This window comes from Clostridium sp. MSTE9 (assembly GCF_000277625.1).
GTDB lineage: Bacteria > Bacillota > Clostridia > Oscillospirales > Acutalibacteraceae > Faecalispora > Faecalispora jeddahensis.
This window is the reverse complement of sequence record NZ_AKFU01000032.1, coordinates 111,896-129,531: the sequence shown is the minus strand read 5'-3', so window position 1 is coordinate 129,531 and position 17,636 is coordinate 111,896. Positions and strand designations below refer to the sequence as shown.

Annotated in this window: 15 protein-coding genes; 4 read left to right on the top strand and 11 right to left on the bottom strand. The window is 53.8% G+C overall.

Features of this window, described 5'->3' with window-relative positions:
• Nucleotides 1-220: 220 nt before the first annotated feature.
• Nucleotides 221-1,909 (top strand): FtsW/RodA/SpoVE family cell cycle protein, encoded by a 1,689-nt coding sequence (locus HMPREF1141_RS07365; protein WP_009062558.1) that lies wholly within the window; start codon nucleotides 221-223, stop codon nucleotides 1,907-1,909.
• On the top strand, nucleotides 1,906-3,285 hold the full coding sequence (locus tag HMPREF1141_RS07360) for a penicillin-binding transpeptidase domain-containing protein (protein ID WP_009062488.1): 1,380 nt from the start codon (nucleotides 1,906-1,908) through the stop codon (nucleotides 3,283-3,285). Before HMPREF1141_RS07365 ends, HMPREF1141_RS07360 begins: the two co-directional genes overlap by 4 nt.
• A 128-nt stretch (nucleotides 3,286-3,413) precedes the next feature.
• Here the strand turns inward: HMPREF1141_RS07360 and HMPREF1141_RS07355 are convergent, their stop codons facing one another.
• From HMPREF1141_RS07355 to larB, 6 genes are all read right to left on the bottom strand, one after another.
• The gene (locus tag HMPREF1141_RS07355; RefSeq protein WP_009062460.1) at nucleotides 3,414-4,298 is read right to left on the bottom strand and encodes an ATP-binding cassette domain-containing protein; all 885 of its coding nucleotides are present in this window, start codon (nucleotides 4,296-4,298) and stop codon (nucleotides 3,414-3,416) included.
• On the bottom strand, nucleotides 4,295-5,311 hold the full coding sequence (locus tag HMPREF1141_RS07350; protein ID WP_009062693.1) for an ABC transporter ATP-binding protein: 1,017 nt from the start codon (nucleotides 5,309-5,311) through the stop codon (nucleotides 4,295-4,297). Before HMPREF1141_RS07350 ends, HMPREF1141_RS07355 begins: the two co-directional genes overlap by 4 nt.
• A 15-nt stretch (nucleotides 5,312-5,326) precedes the next feature.
• Nucleotides 5,327-6,925 (bottom strand): ABC transporter substrate-binding protein, encoded by a 1,599-nt coding sequence (locus HMPREF1141_RS07345; RefSeq protein WP_009062451.1) that lies wholly within the window; start codon nucleotides 6,923-6,925, stop codon nucleotides 5,327-5,329.
• A 42-nt stretch (nucleotides 6,926-6,967) separates the two neighbouring features.
• On the bottom strand, nucleotides 6,968-7,873 hold the full coding sequence (locus HMPREF1141_RS07340) for an ABC transporter permease (protein WP_009062779.1): 906 nt from the start codon (nucleotides 7,871-7,873) through the stop codon (nucleotides 6,968-6,970).
• A complete protein-coding gene (locus tag HMPREF1141_RS07335; RefSeq protein WP_009062691.1) occupies nucleotides 7,861-8,865 on the bottom strand; it encodes an ABC transporter permease in 1,005 nt (334 codons plus the stop codon). Before HMPREF1141_RS07335 ends, HMPREF1141_RS07340 begins: the two co-directional genes overlap by 13 nt.
• Before the next feature lie 175 nt (nucleotides 8,866-9,040).
• On the bottom strand, nucleotides 9,041-9,814 hold the full coding sequence (gene larB / locus HMPREF1141_RS07330; RefSeq protein WP_009062802.1) for a nickel pincer cofactor biosynthesis protein LarB: 774 nt from the start codon (nucleotides 9,812-9,814) through the stop codon (nucleotides 9,041-9,043).
• Between the two features lie 467 nt (nucleotides 9,815-10,281).
• Between larB and HMPREF1141_RS07325 the strand changes: the two genes are divergently transcribed.
• Nucleotides 10,282-10,719: a DUF3842 family protein gene (locus HMPREF1141_RS07325; protein WP_194955937.1), complete on the top strand. Its 438-nt coding sequence runs from the start codon at nucleotides 10,282-10,284 to the stop codon at nucleotides 10,717-10,719.
• 84 nt (nucleotides 10,720-10,803) lie between these two features.
• On the opposite strand, the gene HMPREF1141_RS07320 is transcribed toward HMPREF1141_RS07325, so the two are convergent.
• Nucleotides 10,804-11,148: a DsrE family protein gene (locus HMPREF1141_RS07320; RefSeq protein ID WP_009062467.1), complete on the bottom strand. Its 345-nt coding sequence runs from the start codon at nucleotides 11,146-11,148 to the stop codon at nucleotides 10,804-10,806.
• A 139-nt stretch (nucleotides 11,149-11,287) separates the two neighbouring features.
• Nucleotides 11,288-12,397: a glycerol dehydrogenase gene (locus HMPREF1141_RS07315; RefSeq protein ID WP_009062610.1), complete on the bottom strand. Its 1,110-nt coding sequence runs from the start codon at nucleotides 12,395-12,397 to the stop codon at nucleotides 11,288-11,290.
• 489 nt (nucleotides 12,398-12,886) lie between these two features.
• Here HMPREF1141_RS07315 and HMPREF1141_RS07310 point away from each other — a divergent pair, with 489 nt between their 5' ends.
• Entirely contained in the window at nucleotides 12,887-13,918 is a 1,032-nt protein-coding gene (locus HMPREF1141_RS07310; protein WP_009062828.1) for an aldo/keto reductase, read from the top strand.
• 143 nt (nucleotides 13,919-14,061) lie between these two features.
• Here the strand turns inward: HMPREF1141_RS07310 and HMPREF1141_RS07305 are convergent, their stop codons facing one another.
• From HMPREF1141_RS07305 to HMPREF1141_RS07295, 3 genes are all read right to left on the bottom strand, one after another.
• Complete coding sequence (locus HMPREF1141_RS07305) at nucleotides 14,062-14,403, bottom strand: DUF6176 family protein (protein WP_009062457.1); 342 nt, start codon at nucleotides 14,401-14,403, stop codon at nucleotides 14,062-14,064.
• Nucleotides 14,404-14,648: 245 nt separating this feature from the next.
• Entirely contained in the window at nucleotides 14,649-15,995 is a 1,347-nt protein-coding gene (gene rpoN, locus HMPREF1141_RS07300) for an RNA polymerase factor sigma-54 (RefSeq protein WP_009062760.1), read from the bottom strand.
• 360 nt (nucleotides 15,996-16,355) lie between these two features.
• Nucleotides 16,356-17,633, bottom strand: a complete 1,278-nt coding sequence (locus HMPREF1141_RS07295; RefSeq protein WP_009062639.1) for an L-serine ammonia-lyase, iron-sulfur-dependent, subunit alpha — start codon at nucleotides 17,631-17,633, stop codon at nucleotides 16,356-16,358.
• Between the last annotated feature and the right edge of the window lie 3 nt (nucleotides 17,634-17,636).

Here is a 17,636-nt window from a genome sequence, read left to right as displayed (position 1 = left end):
CATGCAAAATCTTCTGGCAGGTACAAAAGGCAGGTACCCATCAGGAGATTTTTTATGTCGCCGGCCTCCATATTTCATCCATCTCAATGGACTGAAAATGGATCAGCCTGTGGAATAATAACCTCACACTGTTTTTTAGATGATATAGCGCTTTTTCTCTGTTTTCCGGTCATCCGGCAAAAGGGGACAAGCGTATTGGAATAAAGAAAGGGGGATTCGCTTGCTGGCCCAGATCATGGAGTTTTTGGGGACCGCGCTGACTGTCATCCTGTTTGCATTGCGGGTGCTGATACCGGTGCTGTCTCTGGTGGTGCTGTGGCGCTGCTTTGTGTCGCTTCGCCGCGGCCGCCGGCGAGAAGATCCGGTCATTCTGCTCGAAGAAATGACGACGCATGTCAAAATCCCGGTGCTGTATTGGGAAAATTCGATGGGCCGCAGCCGCAGCTGCGACATTGTGCTGCCGGACAATACCGCCAGCCGCGACCACGCTGTGCTGATGCGCCGGGAAGCCGGCTGGCTGATTACAGATACGAATTCCAAGGCGGGAACGTTTGTCAACGGAACAAAAGCGTCGCCGACCCTGTCTGTGATGCCGGGGGATGTGATCGCCATGGGCTCGACCGCCCTGATGCTCAAACGGACAAACGAGGGCGACTTTAAAAAGAAGCGCACGCTGTTCCAGTCGAATCGCCGCCTGCCGTCGCCTCTCGGCTTGATGAGCATGGTGTTCCTGATCCAGATTTTTCTGGCGGCGCAGCTCTGCTTTGGCGGAGAGGCGTTCGCCTGGCAGCCGCTGATCCCGTTTGGCGCGCTGACGGTTCTGGAATGGGGTCTGTACTACTACTTTATGCGGGTACGAAATCATGTCAGCTTTGAGCTCGAAACCATCGGCTTTCTGTTGAGCGGAATCGGAATCATGCTGCTCGCCGGTGCGGATGTAAAGCTGGCCTATACGCAGCTGGCCGCGATGGCGGGCGGGATCATCCTGTTCTGCATGCTGATTTCCTTTATGGGCGATCTGGACCGCGTGACCAAGTGGCGTATTGCGATCGGCCTGTTCGCGGTGGCGCTGTTTGCCGTAAACCTGGCGTTCGGCGTGGCGTCTCACGGGGCGAAGAACTGGATCAGCCTTGGGCCGATAACGGTTCAGCCGTCGGAATTTATCAAGATTGCATTTGTGTTTGCCGGTGCTTCTACGCTTGACCGGCTGCAGACTGCCAAGAACCTGACCGAATTCCTGGTGTTTTCAGGAATCTGCATCGGTTCTCTGTTTTTAATGAAGGATTTCGGTACGGCTTCCATCTTCTTCATCACGTTTCTTCTGATTTCATTCATGCGTTCCGGCAGCCTCAGAACGGTGATTCTGGCCTGCTCGGCCGCTGCTTTGGGCGCGTTCATGATCTTGCAGTTCAAGCCCTATATTGCAGACCGCTTCGCTGCGTGGCGGCATGTGTGGGAATATTCGGACGGTACCGGCTACCAGCAGACCCGCGTGCTTTCTTATACCGCGAGCGGCGGTCTGTTCGGCGCGGGAATGGGAGAAGGCTATTTGAAAAATGTATTTGCCGGCACCAGCGATCTGATGTTCGGCATGATCTGCGAGGAGCTCGGGATGGTTCTGGCAGTGGTCGTCACACTTTGTATTGTGATGCTTGCGCTTTACACCAAGCTCGACGCAACGCGCAGCCGTTCCACCTTTTATTCTATCGCGGCCTGCTCGGCAGCAGGCATGCTGCTGTTTCAGGCGGCGCTGAATATTTTCGGCGCGACAGACGTTCTTCCGCTGACCGGCGTCACGCTGCCGTTCCTCAGCGCGGGCGGCTCGAGCATGGTGTCTGTGTGGGGGCTGCTGGCGTTTATGAAAGCGTCGGATGAACGAACGTATGCCGCAAGGAGGAAAAGCACATGAAAACAACCGGAGGCAGAGCCGGTATCCTCTATTTGATGATTCTGGGCTTCTTTGTGGGGCTGGGTGTATTTTTGTTTGGATTTGTCAAGGACGGCGGCGCGTGGGCGATGCAGCCGTTCAATAAATATGCTTCGGGCGACAGTCAGCTGACCACTGCCGGAGATGTACTGGACCGCAGCGGTGTGGTGCTGGCCAAAAGCGAGAACGGCAAGCGGGTATACAGCAGCGATGAAACGATCCGCCGCGCAATGCTGCATGCCGTGGGGGATACGAACGGCTATATCTCTACCGGGGTTCAATACCGCTACCGTTCAGAGATCGGCGGGTACAACCCCATCACGGGGCTGACCTCGCCCACGGGCAAAAAGCAGGGCAGCGACATCACGCTGACGCTTTCCAGCGAGCTTTCCAAACTCGCGTATAATAAGCTCGACGGCCGCCGCGGCGCTGTGGCAATGTACAACTACAAAACGGGTGAAATGCTGGTGATGGTCAGCACGCCCGATTTTGATCCCTCCAATGTGCCGAAGGATATCGACACGAATTCCAAATATGAGGGAGCATATCTGAACAAGGTGCTTTCCGCAAGCTATACGCCTGGCTCTATCTTCAAGATCGTGACGACCGCCGCCGCGATCGAAACCCTTTCGGATTGGGATACCAAAACCTTTACCTGCAAGGGCAGCACTACGATCAACGGCAATAAGATCACCTGCGACGGCGTTCATGGTACGATCAATATCAAGCAGGCGCTGGCAAAATCCTGCAACGTGGCGTTTGCGCAGCTCGCCGTGGAGCTTGGCGAAGAGAAAATGACCGCCGAAGCTAACACCATGGGCTTTAACCGCAGCTTTTCTGTTGACGGGATCGATACCTCGAAAAGCAAGTATGACGTCAAAGGGGCAGAGAAGCAGGCGCTGGCCTGGTCGGGTATTGGACAGCATACCGACATGACGAACCCTTATCACATGATGCTGCTGATGGGCGCCATCGCAAACGACGGAACGCCGGTGCAGCCTTATTTCATCAAGCAGATCAAAAACAGTCTGGGGATTGTGCAGCAGCAGGGAAAAACGGAGCTGGGTACCCAGCTTGTCAAGCCCACAACCGCCCAGACGCTCGAGCAGCTGATGCGCAACAACGTGACGAGCGACTATGGCGACGACATGTTCCCCGGCATGAGCGTATGCGCCAAAACCGGCACGGCCGAGGTTGGCGGAGGCAAGAAGCCGAACGGCTGGATGATCGGTTTTTCGTCCGATCCCACAACGCCCTACGCTTTCGCCGTTGTAGTGGAAGAGGGCAACTACGGGCGCACCTCTGCCGGGCCGATCGCCAAAGCGATTATGACGCAGGCGAAAAAGCTGGGACTGTAAAGGAGTATTGCTTTACATCTTTCAAAGATTATTTTTTTATTTAGGAAAGAACCGCAGACCATTGGTCTGCGGCTCTTTTTTCGTATTTAATTTTTCGGTGTGTATGAAGGAAAGCGCGGGGACCCTCCTCAGCCAAAAATAAAATGCCCGGGCAGCACTTCCTGCAAGGTACCCGATTCCGGAATACAGGCCGGGTCAAACTCCAGAACCCGGCGGCTCCGCTCAGAAATAGGGCCTGCGGCCGGAACGGCGGAGAGCAGGGTTTTGGTGTATGGATGCAGCGGATGTTCGAACAGCTCTTCGGTTTCGGCCAGTTCCAGCAGACGGCCCTCCCGCATCACAGCGATCGTATTGCTGAGCAGGCGGATGACGGAAAGATCGTGCGAGATCAGCAGGAACGCAAACCCGTACTCCCGCTGAAGCTGCTGAAACAACGTGAGAATCTGCGCCTGAATCGATACGTCAAGTGAGGCGGCCGGTTCATCCGCAACCAGCAGCTGCGGATTCGTGCTGATGGCCCGCGCGATCGCCACGCGCTGGCGCTGTCCGCCCGAAATCTCGTCAGGGTATTTTCCGCGAAAGCTCTCGTCCAGCCCAACCTGATAGAGCAGCTCGTTGATCCGGGCATCCAGTTCCCGGCCGGGGCAAAGGCCGCAGGCCTGCAGCGGCTCGGCAATACTGTTCCGCACAGTCATTCTGGGGTTCAGCGCGGCGGCGGAATCCTGAAAAATAATCTGCATGTTTTTCTGGATGTTCCGGCGGTTCTTCCGGTAAATCTTCGGGTCCGATATTTTCTCCCCCTGAAACCAGATTTCTCCGCCGGTGAGACGGTACAGCCCCATCACCGAGCGGGCCACCGTGGATTTGCCGGAGCCGCTTTCGCCCACCAGGCCAAAAATTTCTCCCCGCTTGATCTGAAAGCTGATGTCGTCGACCGCGCGGATCGTCAGGCGCTTGCTGATCGAAAAATACTGCTTTACATTCCGGACTTCCAGAAGCATTTCCTCATTCATCGCTGCGGCCCCCCTTTCAGAAAGGCAGGCGGTTCGATGCGCGGGGCGTTGGGGTGCAGCAGCCAGGTGGCTGCAAAATGCGTCGGCGTGATCTGGAACAGGGGCGGCATTTCTTCATAATCAATTGCCAGCGCGTGTTCGTTGCGCGGTGCGAACAGGTCGCCCGCCGGTGGATTCAGCAGGGAGGGAGGCATGCCCGGAATGCTGTGCAGCTGTTTGGTCTGCACCGCCAGCGCGGGCTGCGCCCCCAGCAGTCCCCAGGTGTATGGGTGGCGCGGGTCGTAGAAAATCTCTTCGGCCGTGCCGATTTCAACGATCTTCCCGGCATACATCACGGCGACCCGGTCTGCGATTCTGGCGACCACGCTCAGGTCATGAGAGATAAACAGCACCGCGATTCCGGATTCTTTGCAGGTGGACAAAATCAAATCGAGTATTTTGGTCTGCACTGTCACATCCAGTGCGGTAGTCGGTTCGTCCGCCACCAAAACCTTCGGGCGGGAGGCCAAAGCAATCGCCAGAACGCACCGCTGGCGCATTCCGCCGGAAAGCAGATGCGGCTGCATCTCGAAGCGTTCCTCCGGGTGATCGATTTCCATCCGTCTCAGCAGTTCTAAAGCCTGCGCTTTGGCGGCTTGTTTCCCGATTTTTTGGTGCTTTAGAATCGCTTCGGTGATTTGCTTGCCAACCGGGATCGTGGGGTTCAGCGTTGTCATGGGGTCCTGAAACACCATCGAAATCTGTCTTCCCCGCAGGGAGCGCATGCGGCGCTGTGAATACGCGGTGATGTCTTCTCCGCAAAGCGTAACCTGTCCGCTTTTTACCGCCGCGTTTTTCGGCAGGAGCCTCAGCAGTGATTTACACAGCACGGTTTTCCCGCAGCCCGATTCCCCGACGACCGCGAGAATTTCCCCCTCCTCGAGCGCAAACCCGACATTTCTGACTGCCTGTATTTCTCCCTCCGGCGTGTCAAAGCTGAGGGAATAATCTGTCACTTCCAGTACCGTTCCCATTGGCAACCTCTTCGTTTATTTACTCAGTGTCCATTCCTCGATGTTCCACAGCACGCCGACTGCATGGTGTCCCAGAAGCCGCGTGGTGTCGAGCCCATCAAGGCCCTTGATGCTGACGTAGCAGCCGTCCAGAAACGCAACCAGAACAATGCCGGGCTGCTGCGCGTAGACATCCTCAAATTCCTGATAAATCTGTTTTCTTTTGGACTCATCCTTTGTGTGGCGGCCCTCAGACAGCAGTTGATCCACACGGGCGTTAGAGTACTTCATTGTGTTGTCGCTTGCTCCGGTCACGTAGTTTTTGTAGAACATATCGGGGTCAAACTGTGCCGCGTAGCCGGACAAAAAGCCGTTGTAGCCGGCCTTCCAGTCGAATTTCGTCACGAGCACAACCTCCATGTCCACACCGGCGGCTTTGAGCTGGCTGGCGCACAGGTTGGCAATATCCACGCGTTCTTCCTCATAATCGCGCACCTGAATGGTAAAGTGGAATTTTTCGCCGCGGCGCTCATAGATGCCGTCGCTGCCCTTTGCCCAGCCCAGCTTTGCCATCTGCTGTGCGAATTGATTCAGGTTATATGGGTAAATATCTGCCGCGGTGCTGCCGCCGAGGCGATTCAGCTGAATCGGGCTGTACGCGGCAAGGCCGCGCCCGGCCAGCACGCTTTTTACAATCGCTTCTTTATCGATGGCGTAGTTCAGCACGCCGATCGAGTCGCCATTTTCCTGCCAGAATTTTGTGCCGAAATCCATCGAGATGCCGCGGTAGTCGGCGGTCTTGAAATCAATGTTTTGATAGCCGTCCTTTCCGCGAAAGGTGTCGGCGTATTTGGCGTTCAGCCAGGCCAAATCTGCCTCGCCGGACTGCAGCATGGTGGCCTTGGTGCTTTCGACAGCAACGGTTTTATAGATCACGCGCTCAATGTTCGGCACCTTGCCGTAATAAGCGCTGTTTCGTTCCAAAATGATTCTGCCGCCGGCGGTATCCCATTTCACGAATCGGTATCGCCCTGTGCCGACGGGGGCCTGATTAAAGGCCATGGTGTTGATGTCCTGCCCTTCGGTCAGGTGCTTCGGGAGAATCCCAATGGTAAAGTAATCGAGCATGGCAGCGTTGTATTTGCCGAGCCGGATGACAACGGTGGATTTGTCTGGCGCCGCTGCGCTGACAATGTCCTCATAGTTGCTCGTGATGGTGGAGGACAGAGATTTGTCCTTGGTCAGAAGATCATACGTGTAAACCACGTCGTCCGCCGTGAACTCCTTGCCGTCGTGCCACTTGACTCCGCTGCGCAGACGAAAGGTGTAGGTGAGGGTTGCATCGTCGTAATCGTAGCGTTCCGCCAGATCACAGACCGGCGTACCGCTGCCGTCATATTTCATCAGTCCCGAGAATATCAGGTCGGGCAGCTCGTCGTGATTATTCAGAACAGGGTTGATGGTGCTTTCCGATTCCCCCGCGTATACCAGCGTGTTGGAGAGGTCCTCCGACTCCCCGGCGGCAGAAGCGGAGCCGCCCGTCTGACTGTCCGAGCCGGTGCAGGCTGCCAGAGAGAACAGCAGACAGAAAGCGAGAAGCAGAGAGAATCCTTTTATTGCTTTTTTGCCTATCATTTCTTTTCCTCCTCAAATCGTAACATAGGAAATCCCGATGGATCACAGGTTGCTGTGCTTTTTGTTGGTTTCCTTGCGGTAGAAGTTCCCCAGACTGGTAATGCAGTTCAATGTAACGAGCAGAAAAACGCCGGGGATAATGATGACCCACCAGGTATCCAGCAGCAGCGCCCGGTTGGCAAGTGAGAGCATACTGCCCCACGAAATGACATCCACCGGCAGCCCAAGCCCGAGAAAGCTGAGGGTCGATTCCATCGACATGCTTGAGCTGATGCTGGAGATCACGACAAACAGGATGGAAGAAACAAAGTTCGGGATCAGATGGCGCGTCATGATATTAGGGAAGCTGATGCCCATGCAGCGTGCGGCCAGAACATACTCGCTGCTGCGGATTTGGCGCACCTCGCTGCGTACGATACGGGCCAGCGGGAACCACCCTGTGATTCCGATAATGAAGGAGAGGGTAAAGGTGTTCTGCTTTCCAATCACGGATACAAGCAAAAGAACAGTCAGAAGATTCGGGATGCTGCTTGCCATTTCCGCGATCCGCATCATGATCGCGTCCACCCTCGTGTTCGCCAACCCGCTGATGCACCCGTAAGGGATGCCGATGATGCAGATGATCGCCATGCTCATCAGGCCGATGGAAAGGGATATCCTGCCGCCGTACCAGATCATGGAGTAAATGTCGCGCCCTAGAGAATCGGTTCCAAAGTAAAATTCGGAATTCGGCGCTTGATTCAGGTGCTGTAAATAGAATCCGGCGGGGTCGTGATTTGCCAGTCTGCCGGAGAATACACAGCCCGCTACAATCAGAAGCAGCAGAATCAGCGCCGGAATCGGCTTGCCCTTCAGACGTTTTCGCAGCGTCGGCTTTTGAATGACAGGCTGGTGCTCCTTCCAGCCGGGGCCGACCACCCGGAATCGAGGATCGTTTATCTCTGCCACGCGGACACCCCCGTTTCTTTCATGCGGGGATCAATGACCTCGTTGACCGTCTGCGCCGCCATGCTGCTCAGAATCACCAGGGCGCCGGTGATCAGCACCAGAAGCATCAGCAGATTGTAATCGTGATATTTTGCGCTTTCAATCGAGAGCGCGCCGATTCCAGGGTAATTGAACACCGCCTCTGCAATATAAGTACCGCTCAGAACATGGGGAATCGAGATGGCCATGATGCTGACAATCGTAGGGGCCACGTTGCGCAGGCAGTGCTTCCATACAATCTGCCGATTCGTCAGACCCTTGCCCTTTGCCAGAAGAACGTAGTCCTGCCGAAGCTCGTCCAGCAGCTTGCCCCGGATCATATAGGCGTAGTACCAAAGATGGCTGACAATCATGACCACGAGGGGCAAAACCATGTGCCGGAGGCGGTTCAGAATGTCCCTGGCCCTGCCGATGTCGTAAGCGCCGCTGCTGGGGAACCATTTCAGGTGAATGCTGAAGATCAGGATCAGAACAACGCCGAGCCAGAAAGAGGGGAGATAGTAAATTGCCGTTCCGATCTTACAGATCAGGCGATCGGCAAAAGAGTCCTCATGCAGGGCGCAGGCCACCGCCAGCAGGGTGGCAAGAAGAAACACCAGCAGATAGGAGGTTAACCCCAGAATCAGCGTGTTGCCGATCAGCGGGGAAACAACGTCCATCGCAGGTTTTTTATATTTCAGAGACAGGCCGAAATCCCCCTGAAAAGCGTTCCCGATCCACCGGACATACTGGGTGGTAAGGGGCGCGTCCAGCCCCAAACGGGTACGGGCAGTTATCAGCTCCTCCGAGGTCATCGATTCCACCGCGTCGCCGTAAAAGGACTGCAGCGGATCACCCGGTGCACATCTTGCAAAGCAGAATGCCACAACCGAGAGAATCAGCATCGTCAGCGCAAAGCCGAGCAGCCGCAGCAGGATTTTTTTCAGGAAGGACAGATGATCGTTTTCCGGCATTCAAAATGCTCCTCGCTTCTCTTTTTCAATACCACGTTTATTCCAGTGTTTGAAAGACCAGGCGTTCAAACAGGTTTTTGTGGGTAAAAAGAAGAGCCGCCAAAACGCCTGCTGGCGTAATAGCGACCCTCTTGGTCACACATTCCGAAATATACAGTCATGTTATTTCCGAGGTTCAAGGCACGCTTCTGCGTGCTGGTTCCCCCATATGATTGATTTGGCTGGCCAGATACCCGGCGCCAAATCCGTTGTCGATGTTGACCACGCTCACGCCGGAGGCACAGGAGTTCAGCATGGATAACAGCGCCGCAACTCCCCCGAAGCTTGCCCCATATCCGACGCTGGTCGGCACGGCGATCACCGGACAGTCGACCAGCCCGCCGATCACGCTTGCAAGGGCTCCCTCCATGCCCGCGACGGCAATCACCACCCGGGCGGTCATCAAGGGCTTTAAGTTGCTGAGCAGCCGGTGCAGTCCGGCCACCCCCACATCGTAAACCCGCGTCACGGAGTTCCCCAGAGCCTCTGCGGTAAGGGCGGCTTCTTCCGCTACGCCCATGTCGCTTGTACCGCCGGTGGCCACCACAATGGAACCGTGCTTCTCTGTCTCTTCCGGGAACGCAATCGCCAGCTTTGCCAAAGGCTCGTAGGTGATTTCCGCGTCTTTCGCAATCAAATCCGCCGTTTCCTGTGTGATACGGGTGACAAGGATGTTTTTGCAGCCGCGCGACCGAAGAGCCCCCAGAATTCCGGTGATCTGCTCCGGCGTTTTTGATTGCCCGTAGATCACTTCCGGCACTCCCTGGCGCAGGCCGCGGTGATGGTCCACCTTGGCATAGCCCAAATCCTCAAAGGGCGAAAGTTTGAGCTGAAGCAAAGCGTCCTCTGGCGGAATGGTTCCGTCGGCCACATGATTCAGCAGAGATAGAACATCTCTTTCTGTATCCATAAAGGGTCCTCCTCATTTGCCAATAAAAAGGGTATGCCCTAAAAAAGGCATACCTTCAGGTACGATACTTCAGTAAAATTTCACGCATACCGCGTAGGATGAATCTCAACACGGCGTGATTTGTTTTTGCGCTATGGGAAAATACACAGGCTCTTCAGAGTCCGTGAGGGGTCTTCCAGGCCCCAGTATGATTTTATAGAATATTGTTATTATATCAATTTTTTTGCCTTGTGGTCAAGTAGCGATGCGCATGATTAGGAATGCCGCTTTGAAAAAATTTTTAATTTCGTCCCCGCTGTAGGAGAAGAGAGGAATCGCTGTACGTGCATCAGGCCATTTTCCAATGAAAGTATTTTCCTGAAAAGATTGACAAATGGAGCAGAACTGTTTAAGGTAAGGTTGAGAAGAAATTCCGGGCTTGAAAAAGCCGAATTTACAGCAAATGCTGAGGCAGGATAGGGAAAGCGATGAAACATGGACGGATACAGGTGGCTGTTGTGGACGGACAGGGCGGCGGCATCGGAAAAGCTTTGATCGAGCGCTTTAAGCAGGTTCGTCCGGACATTGCCATCATTGCGTTGGGTACCAATGCCGTGGCTACCGCGAACATGATCAAAGGCGGCGCGAATGACGGAGCGACAGGGGAGAATGCGGTCGCGTTCAACGCTGCAAAAATGCATATTCTCGCCGGGCCGATCGGGATTTTGATGCCGAACGGTCTGCTTGGGGAATTAACGCCTAAAATGGCGGAGGCGATCGGCGCGAGCGACGCGGTGAAAATTGTGATTCCCTCCCGCCAGTGCAACATCAGGCTGGCGGACGGAACAAACCAGAGCATCAAATTCTACCTTGAGGCAGCCGCACAGATTTTTGAAGAAGAAATTCGGGCTCTGGAGGGACTGTAAGAGGGTCAAAGGCAAAGGGGCAGGGACAGGTCTATCTAACTGATAGGACTGTCCCAGCCCCTTTTCAAATCAGCGAAGTGAACATCAGGGCTTCAGATAGGCGTAGCCTTCCCGCTGGCGCAGGGCCAGCTCCAGAACACCGGCGGGTACCACCTCGGCAAACGGAACAAGCTCCTGCGGGCGAATGCCGAAGCTGTTTAAAGAGTTGTTGCACGCTGCAAAATGAACCCCCTGCTCCGCAAGCTTCTGCATCATCGGCAGAGCGGAGCCCGCGGACTGGGGAACCAGCTCGCGCACCGCCTCCGAATTGGCTACGATCCTGATATCAGAATCCGGTGTGTCCACCATTTGGATCAGATGAGAGGCGTTCCGGAGTACCAGCTCCCATTTTGCGGATTCATCAATGTGAAAAACAACGTTGACATTCATTGGATTTCCCCCTTCCACAAAAACACAAGTGCCGTTCGCCGCGGAATGGCACAGCTTTCGCCTGATACAGGATAAAGCGAAAAAGGCAGACGCACCGGATGATACATCTGCCTTTCCTCCATTGATTCACAGGCTGCTGTTACGCTTTTGCGCGCAGTTCCTTGTAATAACGGCCGAGCGCGTCCGCGCCGATGATGGCGTCGCATACCATCTGCGGGGTGACGGCAAACGGCATGTTGCCCATGGTGTCGTTCGGGGCGCAGGCCAGCTCGGCTACCTTCATCAGCTGCTCGCGGTTGACTTCCTGAATTCCAAGGTCAGACAGCGTGGTGGGCAGGCCGACATCCAGGCAGAAGCCGTAAACCTCGTCCAGCTCCGCTTTGCTTGCATTTTCCAGCACCAGCTGAGAAAGCGTGCCGATCGCGACCTTTTCGCCGTGGTAATAATGATGGGTTTCTTCGATCGCGGTGAAACCGTTGTGAATCGCGTGGGCAGCAGCGATACCGCAGCTTTCAAACCCGATACCGGAAAGGTAGGTGTTTGCTTCCACGGTGTTTTCCAGCGCTTTGCTGCAGGAACCGGCTTTTACAGAGAGGAGAGCCTTCAGGCCGTCGGCCAGCAGTGTATCATAACACAGTCGCGCAATCGCCATGGAGGTAACGGTGTATTTTCCGCCAAGGAAGTTCGGGCTGTCGGACTGTTTGCAGGCGCGGGCCTCGAAATAAGTGGCCAAAGCGTCCCCCATGCCGGAGACAAGGAGTCTTGCGGGCGCCTTGCTGATAATATCAATATCGACCAGCACAATGTTGGGGCTTTTCGGCAGGAACAAATATTCCTCGAACACGCCGTCGTCTGTGTAGATAACAGACAGCGCGCTGCAGGGAGCGTCTGTTGCGGCAATCGTGGGAACGATCACAACCGGCGAGTTGGTATAATGAGCAACCGCCTTGGCCGTGTCGTGAATTTTGCCGCCGCCGATGCCGACGATCACGTCACTGCCCGAATCCTCATAGGCCTTGATCAAACGGTTGATCTCGGTGCGGCAGCATTCTCCGCCAAATACTTCATAGGTCAGCGGGGTGTTCTGTTCTTTTGCACTTTCCGCAATCGGTGCTTCCACGCGCTTTTTCCCGGATGCGCTCACCAGAATAAAAGGTGCCTTACCGACGCGTTCCACGTGCTTGCATAGCTCTTTCAGAACTCCTCTGCCCTGAATGTAACGTTCCGGGCTGCCGATAATATTTGCCATAAAAAAGCCTCCTTTATTTTAGTTTGCCAGAAAAATATCAATCTGTTTTCCATTATTTTACTCTGGTCAGTAATGAATGTCAATATCAAAGGAAACGGACCGAAAAATATGAATAATCACCAAATAAAAGGCGCGAAATGAAAACATACTTGTTTATCAGTTCAGGTAGGCTTTTGCTGATTTGTTGCTGGGTTGTATGTTATAATAACCTCACGGCACAAGCCAAAGCGAAGCTTTGGGTGCCTGAGAGAGCATTGAAACATGATAATACCGTTCAGGAAACAGCTTTATATGGTCGGGGCGGCTTTGTGCTTGCCATCATGTTATAATAACCTCACGGCGTGAGCGAAAGCAAAGCTTTCGACGCCTGAGAGAGCATTGAAACATGATAATACGGTTCAGGAAACAGCTTTATATGGTCGGGGGCGGCTTTGTGCCTGCCATCATGTTATACATAAAAAAAGCGCAGAGCGAACAGGAGGTTTGAACATGGATGTTGTTACACTGGGGAAAACGGGTATTACTGTGAATAAAAACGGATTCGGGGCCCTGCCGATCCAGCGCATTTCGAAAGAGGAAGCCGTACATTTGCTTCGAAAAGCATATGACCACGGGATCCGTTTTTTTGATACCGCCCGTTTTTATACGGATAGTGAGGAAAAAATCGGCTGTGCGCTCCGGAATGTTCGGGAGCAGGTTTTCATTGCATCCAAGACCATGTGTAAACGGGCGCAGGATTTTTGGGATCAGCTGCATGCCAGCCTGCACGATCTGAATACGGAGTATCTGGATTTGTACCAATTCCATAATCCCGCCTTCTGTCCCAAGCCCGGTGACGGCAGCGGACTGTACGAAGCGATGCTCGAAGCCAGGGAGAAGGGGCTCATCCGCCATATCGGCATTACGAACCATCGGCTTTCCGTGGCGCACGAGGCGATCGCATCGGGCCTTTATGAAACGCTGCAGTTTCCGTTCAGTTATCTTTCCACAGAAAAGGAGCTGGAGTTGGTGCAGCTGTGTCAGGAGCGCCAGATGGGCTTCATCGCAATGAAAGGGCTGTCCGGCGGCTTGATTACGAATTCTGCCGCAGCCTACGCCTTTCTGGCGCAGTTTGAAAACGTGCTGCCGATCTGGGGTGTGCAGAAGGAAACGGAGCTGGATGAATTTCTTTCTTATATTGAAAATTCTCCGGTTCTGAATGAGGAACTCGCTGCGGTGATCGAAAAGGATCGCAAAGAACTGGCCGGGGATTTCTGCCGCGGGTGTGGCTACTGCATGCCGTGTCCTCAGGGGATCGAGATTCCCACCTGTGCCAGAATGTCGCTGCTGATTCGCCGCGCGCCGCTTACGGTTTACCTCAATGAAGAGAATCAGCAGAAGATGGCCCGCATTCACAGCTGCATCCACTGCAATCACTGCAGCAGCCACTGTCCCTATGGATTAGACACTCCGGCTCTGCTGGAAGAAAATCTGCGGGATTACGAGGATTTTCTGGAGAAGAGAAAGGCGGCTGGCTGCTGATCGCCGGAACATACATTAAAGAAGCTGGATAACATAACTGTTTCGTAAAAGAAAAGGGCTTCCCATTTGGGAAGCCCTTTTCTGTGAGTGATTTCCGCAACTTTGTGGTTTGGTGAGCGGGGAACATTTTGCGGTATGGCAGATCAGGCAAAAACGCTCATGTCGCCAAGCGCCAGCTCCGGTTTGAGCTGAACACAGCCCTCCGGATCAATGCAGGCCATCATGTATTCAAAATGCTTTGCGTCCAGCGGATTTCCGCTGGATTGCGCGACCTGATTCGCGTATTCCAGATCATCGGCCAGCACAAACAGATAGAGATAGGCAGCTTCGTTTTCCTGCTGCATAAAATAGACTTCCAAATGTTCTTTTTCATTCTTCAGCGTTTTTTCGCCCTCTTCTTTATTTGCGCGAAGAAAATCGATCCACTCCTTGGCCAGGGGTTGCTTTCCCGGCTTGATACGGGCCTTCCATAACATAATATCCATAAGATGCCTCCTTTAGTTAGCTTTATCTAACAAAAGGATAATACCAATCAACAGGGAAGTCAAGCGTTAGGCAGGTTTCTGTATCTGCATGAAAGCAAAAACAGCGCTTGCCGTCTGAAAAGCCATACAACCGAACCGTAAATAGGTATAAAAGAATGCCTTCTTCCCACGTTACACAAGGGAAGAAGGCAATATCATTTTGAAAGCTATATGGCGAATACAGGGCGATGTGATTTTTTGAATGCTTACGAGAAATACCGGCGCTGATCAGAATTGGGGATCCCCATTTCGCCCCGATATTTTGCAATCGTCCTGCGGGAAATATGGATTCCTCGTTTTTCCAGCTCGGCGACCAGAGAAAGATCGCTGTAAGGTGCGGATTTGTCCTCTTCTGCGATCAAATCCCGAATCTGTTCCCGAACGGCGTCCAGAGAAGGCCCACCGGCCTTTTTCTGCTCGCTGCCGCCCGTGACGAACAAATCCTTCATTCGCACGGAGCCGTACTGGAATTGCAGGTATTTTCCGCGGATGGCACGGCTGACGGTCGACGGGTGAATCTGCAGCACTTCGGCCACCTGCTGCATCGTCATAGAGGTCAGCCCGCCCTGATTTAGAAAATAGGGCTGCTGCCGGGCGATGATCTCTTTGGTGATATTCAGAATCGTTGTGCGGCGCTGCTCCACACAGCGAAGCAGAAAGCGCGCCCGTTCCAGATGATTCCGAAAATAAGCGTTCAGCTCGCTGTCGGCAGAGCTTTTCATCATGCGGATATAATACTGATTCAGCTGATACCGGCCCATCCATTTGTCGTTGATGGCAATTTCCCACTCGTCATTCTTGCGCTTGACCAGAATATCGGGGACAATGTATTCCGTCTGTGTTTCCTGCGCGTTCATAATGGGGCGGGGATTCAGCTTGCCAATCTGCAGCAGGTACTTGCGTACGGCGGCGGTGCTCAAGTGCAAAGAACGCGACACATTGCTGATCTGTCCTTTTAAAATATCGGGAAGATGCTCGCGTACGATCGTCAGCAAAATCGGGTCCTCACAGCCCTGGTGTTCAAGCTGCCGCAGCAGACATTCCGAAAGATCCTTTGAGAAAATGCCGATCGGCTCCAGCTGCTTTAATGCTTCCAGACAGCGCTGTACCATCGATTCGGGACAGCGGGCCAGGAGCGCGATTTCACCCGTATCCCACGGGAAAAAGCCGGAGTCGTCGAGACAGTCGATCAGCAGGGGAAACAATCGCCATTCCTCGGCGGAATAGCGGTCGCGGCTCAACTGCATCAAAAGCTCTTTTTTCAACACATCGACAGGCTCGGAGGGAATATCGTTTCTGCGCGGTTCCTCCTCTTCCTCTCCGTAGGGTGTGCCCTGCGGGAAGGATGAGCTGGTCTCGTACAGCGTATCGATATTGGTGAAAAAATCGTCCCGCTGGGAGCCGGTATGCTCCAGCATTGGATTTTCCGCGTACTCATTTGCCAGCAGATCGTCAAGCTCCTGATTGTTGCAGGCCAGTATCTGTAATGACTGCAGCTGCTTTTGAGAAAGAATCTGCCGCTGTTCCAGCGTAAGCTCATTGCCAAAGTCCATACATCGATCCCCCTTTCTGTCTTAATACGACAAAAAATCACCAAATCTACAATTATTTTTGCAATTTTTATTATACAGTAGTTTGGCCGGAAGTCAAATGGGTTTATAAAGTAAAAAGTTACCATCTGGCTGTTTTTAGAGGGAAAAAGCGTTTGCAAAAAAAATTATCGCTGTATTTTGCAGGGCGAGTATGGAATAAATGCGTTTGACAAACAGAAGAAAGCGGCAGAGAGTCCAGTTGCAAAGGTCCCTGCCGTTGATTGCTTTTATAAATGTTTATGCGGAGCAGGCAACAATTTTGTTTGAATGCCGGTCTTTTTTTCGGATGCTGCTTTTACTGTTGTAGGCGCAAGGGCAAAATCAGTTGCCAAGCATCATGTTCAGAATCTCTACATCTGTGGAGCGCATTCCTTCCCGTCCCATCCGGCCAACATTGGCGATCGTGTCCTCCACGTTTTCTTCCACCAATCCTTCACCCGGCTGGAACACGCGCTGCTTGCTGGCCATTTGCCACCCCGTGAGCGCAGCCGTAACCGACGCTGCAATTTTTGCCGCGCAGCTGGATTTTGCCCCGTCACAGACGATGCCGCCTGCGGTACAGATCGTGTTGGTGATGGTCTGGCTGATTTCATCGTAGCCGGCGCCATTCATATAGGCGATTCCGCAGGCCGCCCCGGCTGCGGCGCTCACCGCACCGCAGTAGGCAGAGAGGCTGCCGATATACTTTTTCTGATGAATACTGACAAGATTCGCAACGCACAGGGCGGCGTACATTTTTTCTTTCGGGATTCGGTATCGCCTGGCATAAGCCACAACGGGCATCGTGATCGTGATCCCCTGATTTCCGCTGCCGCTGTTGATCACCACCGGCAGAGAACAGCCGCTCATGCGGGCGTCGCTTCCAGCAGCGGCCGCGGCTGCGGCAATCACCTTAATGTCTTCTTCGCGGCTGTTTTCCACAAGCGTACGGCCAACCTGAGCCCCCCACGGGTCTTTCAGTCCTTCTTCCGAAATGGCGGTGTTATAAGCGATCTGTCGACCGATCGTTTCTTCAATATCCTCCATCCGAACACAATCCGCGAATTCGAGGATATTCTTCAGGTTTAAAAGAGTCTTGTCGCCCTTTTTTACATTCTCAGTCTCGCTCTGCTCGTCCTTGGAGTATAGCACAGCGCCGTCCTTTACCACCTTTGTAATGTTATTATGGTAGTCTTTGATCTCGACCTCTGCGCTGTGGCTTTCCGCGCTCACCGAGATGAGGATATAAAGGTTCTCCACGCCTTCTGCCAGCTCGCAGGTGCAAAAGTCCTGTGCCAGCAGGCGGCGCACGGTCTCCACATCCTCATCCTTTACGCTTTCCAGAACGGCCAGCTCCTGTGAAGCATCGCCGCCCACAATGCCGAGGGCCGCGGCGGCCTCCATGCCGCGCATTCCCTGCGACTTTGGCACAACGACGCCCTTTACATTCTTAATGATGTTTCCGCTGCACCGAACGACACAGTGCTCCGGCATTTGGCCAAGCGTTTCCCGGGCCTTGGCCGCGGCAAAGGCAATGGCGATCGGTTCGGTACAGCCCAGTGCGACAATCAGCTCACTTTTCAGAATGGCAAGATGATTTTGGTATAATTTCTGATCCATATG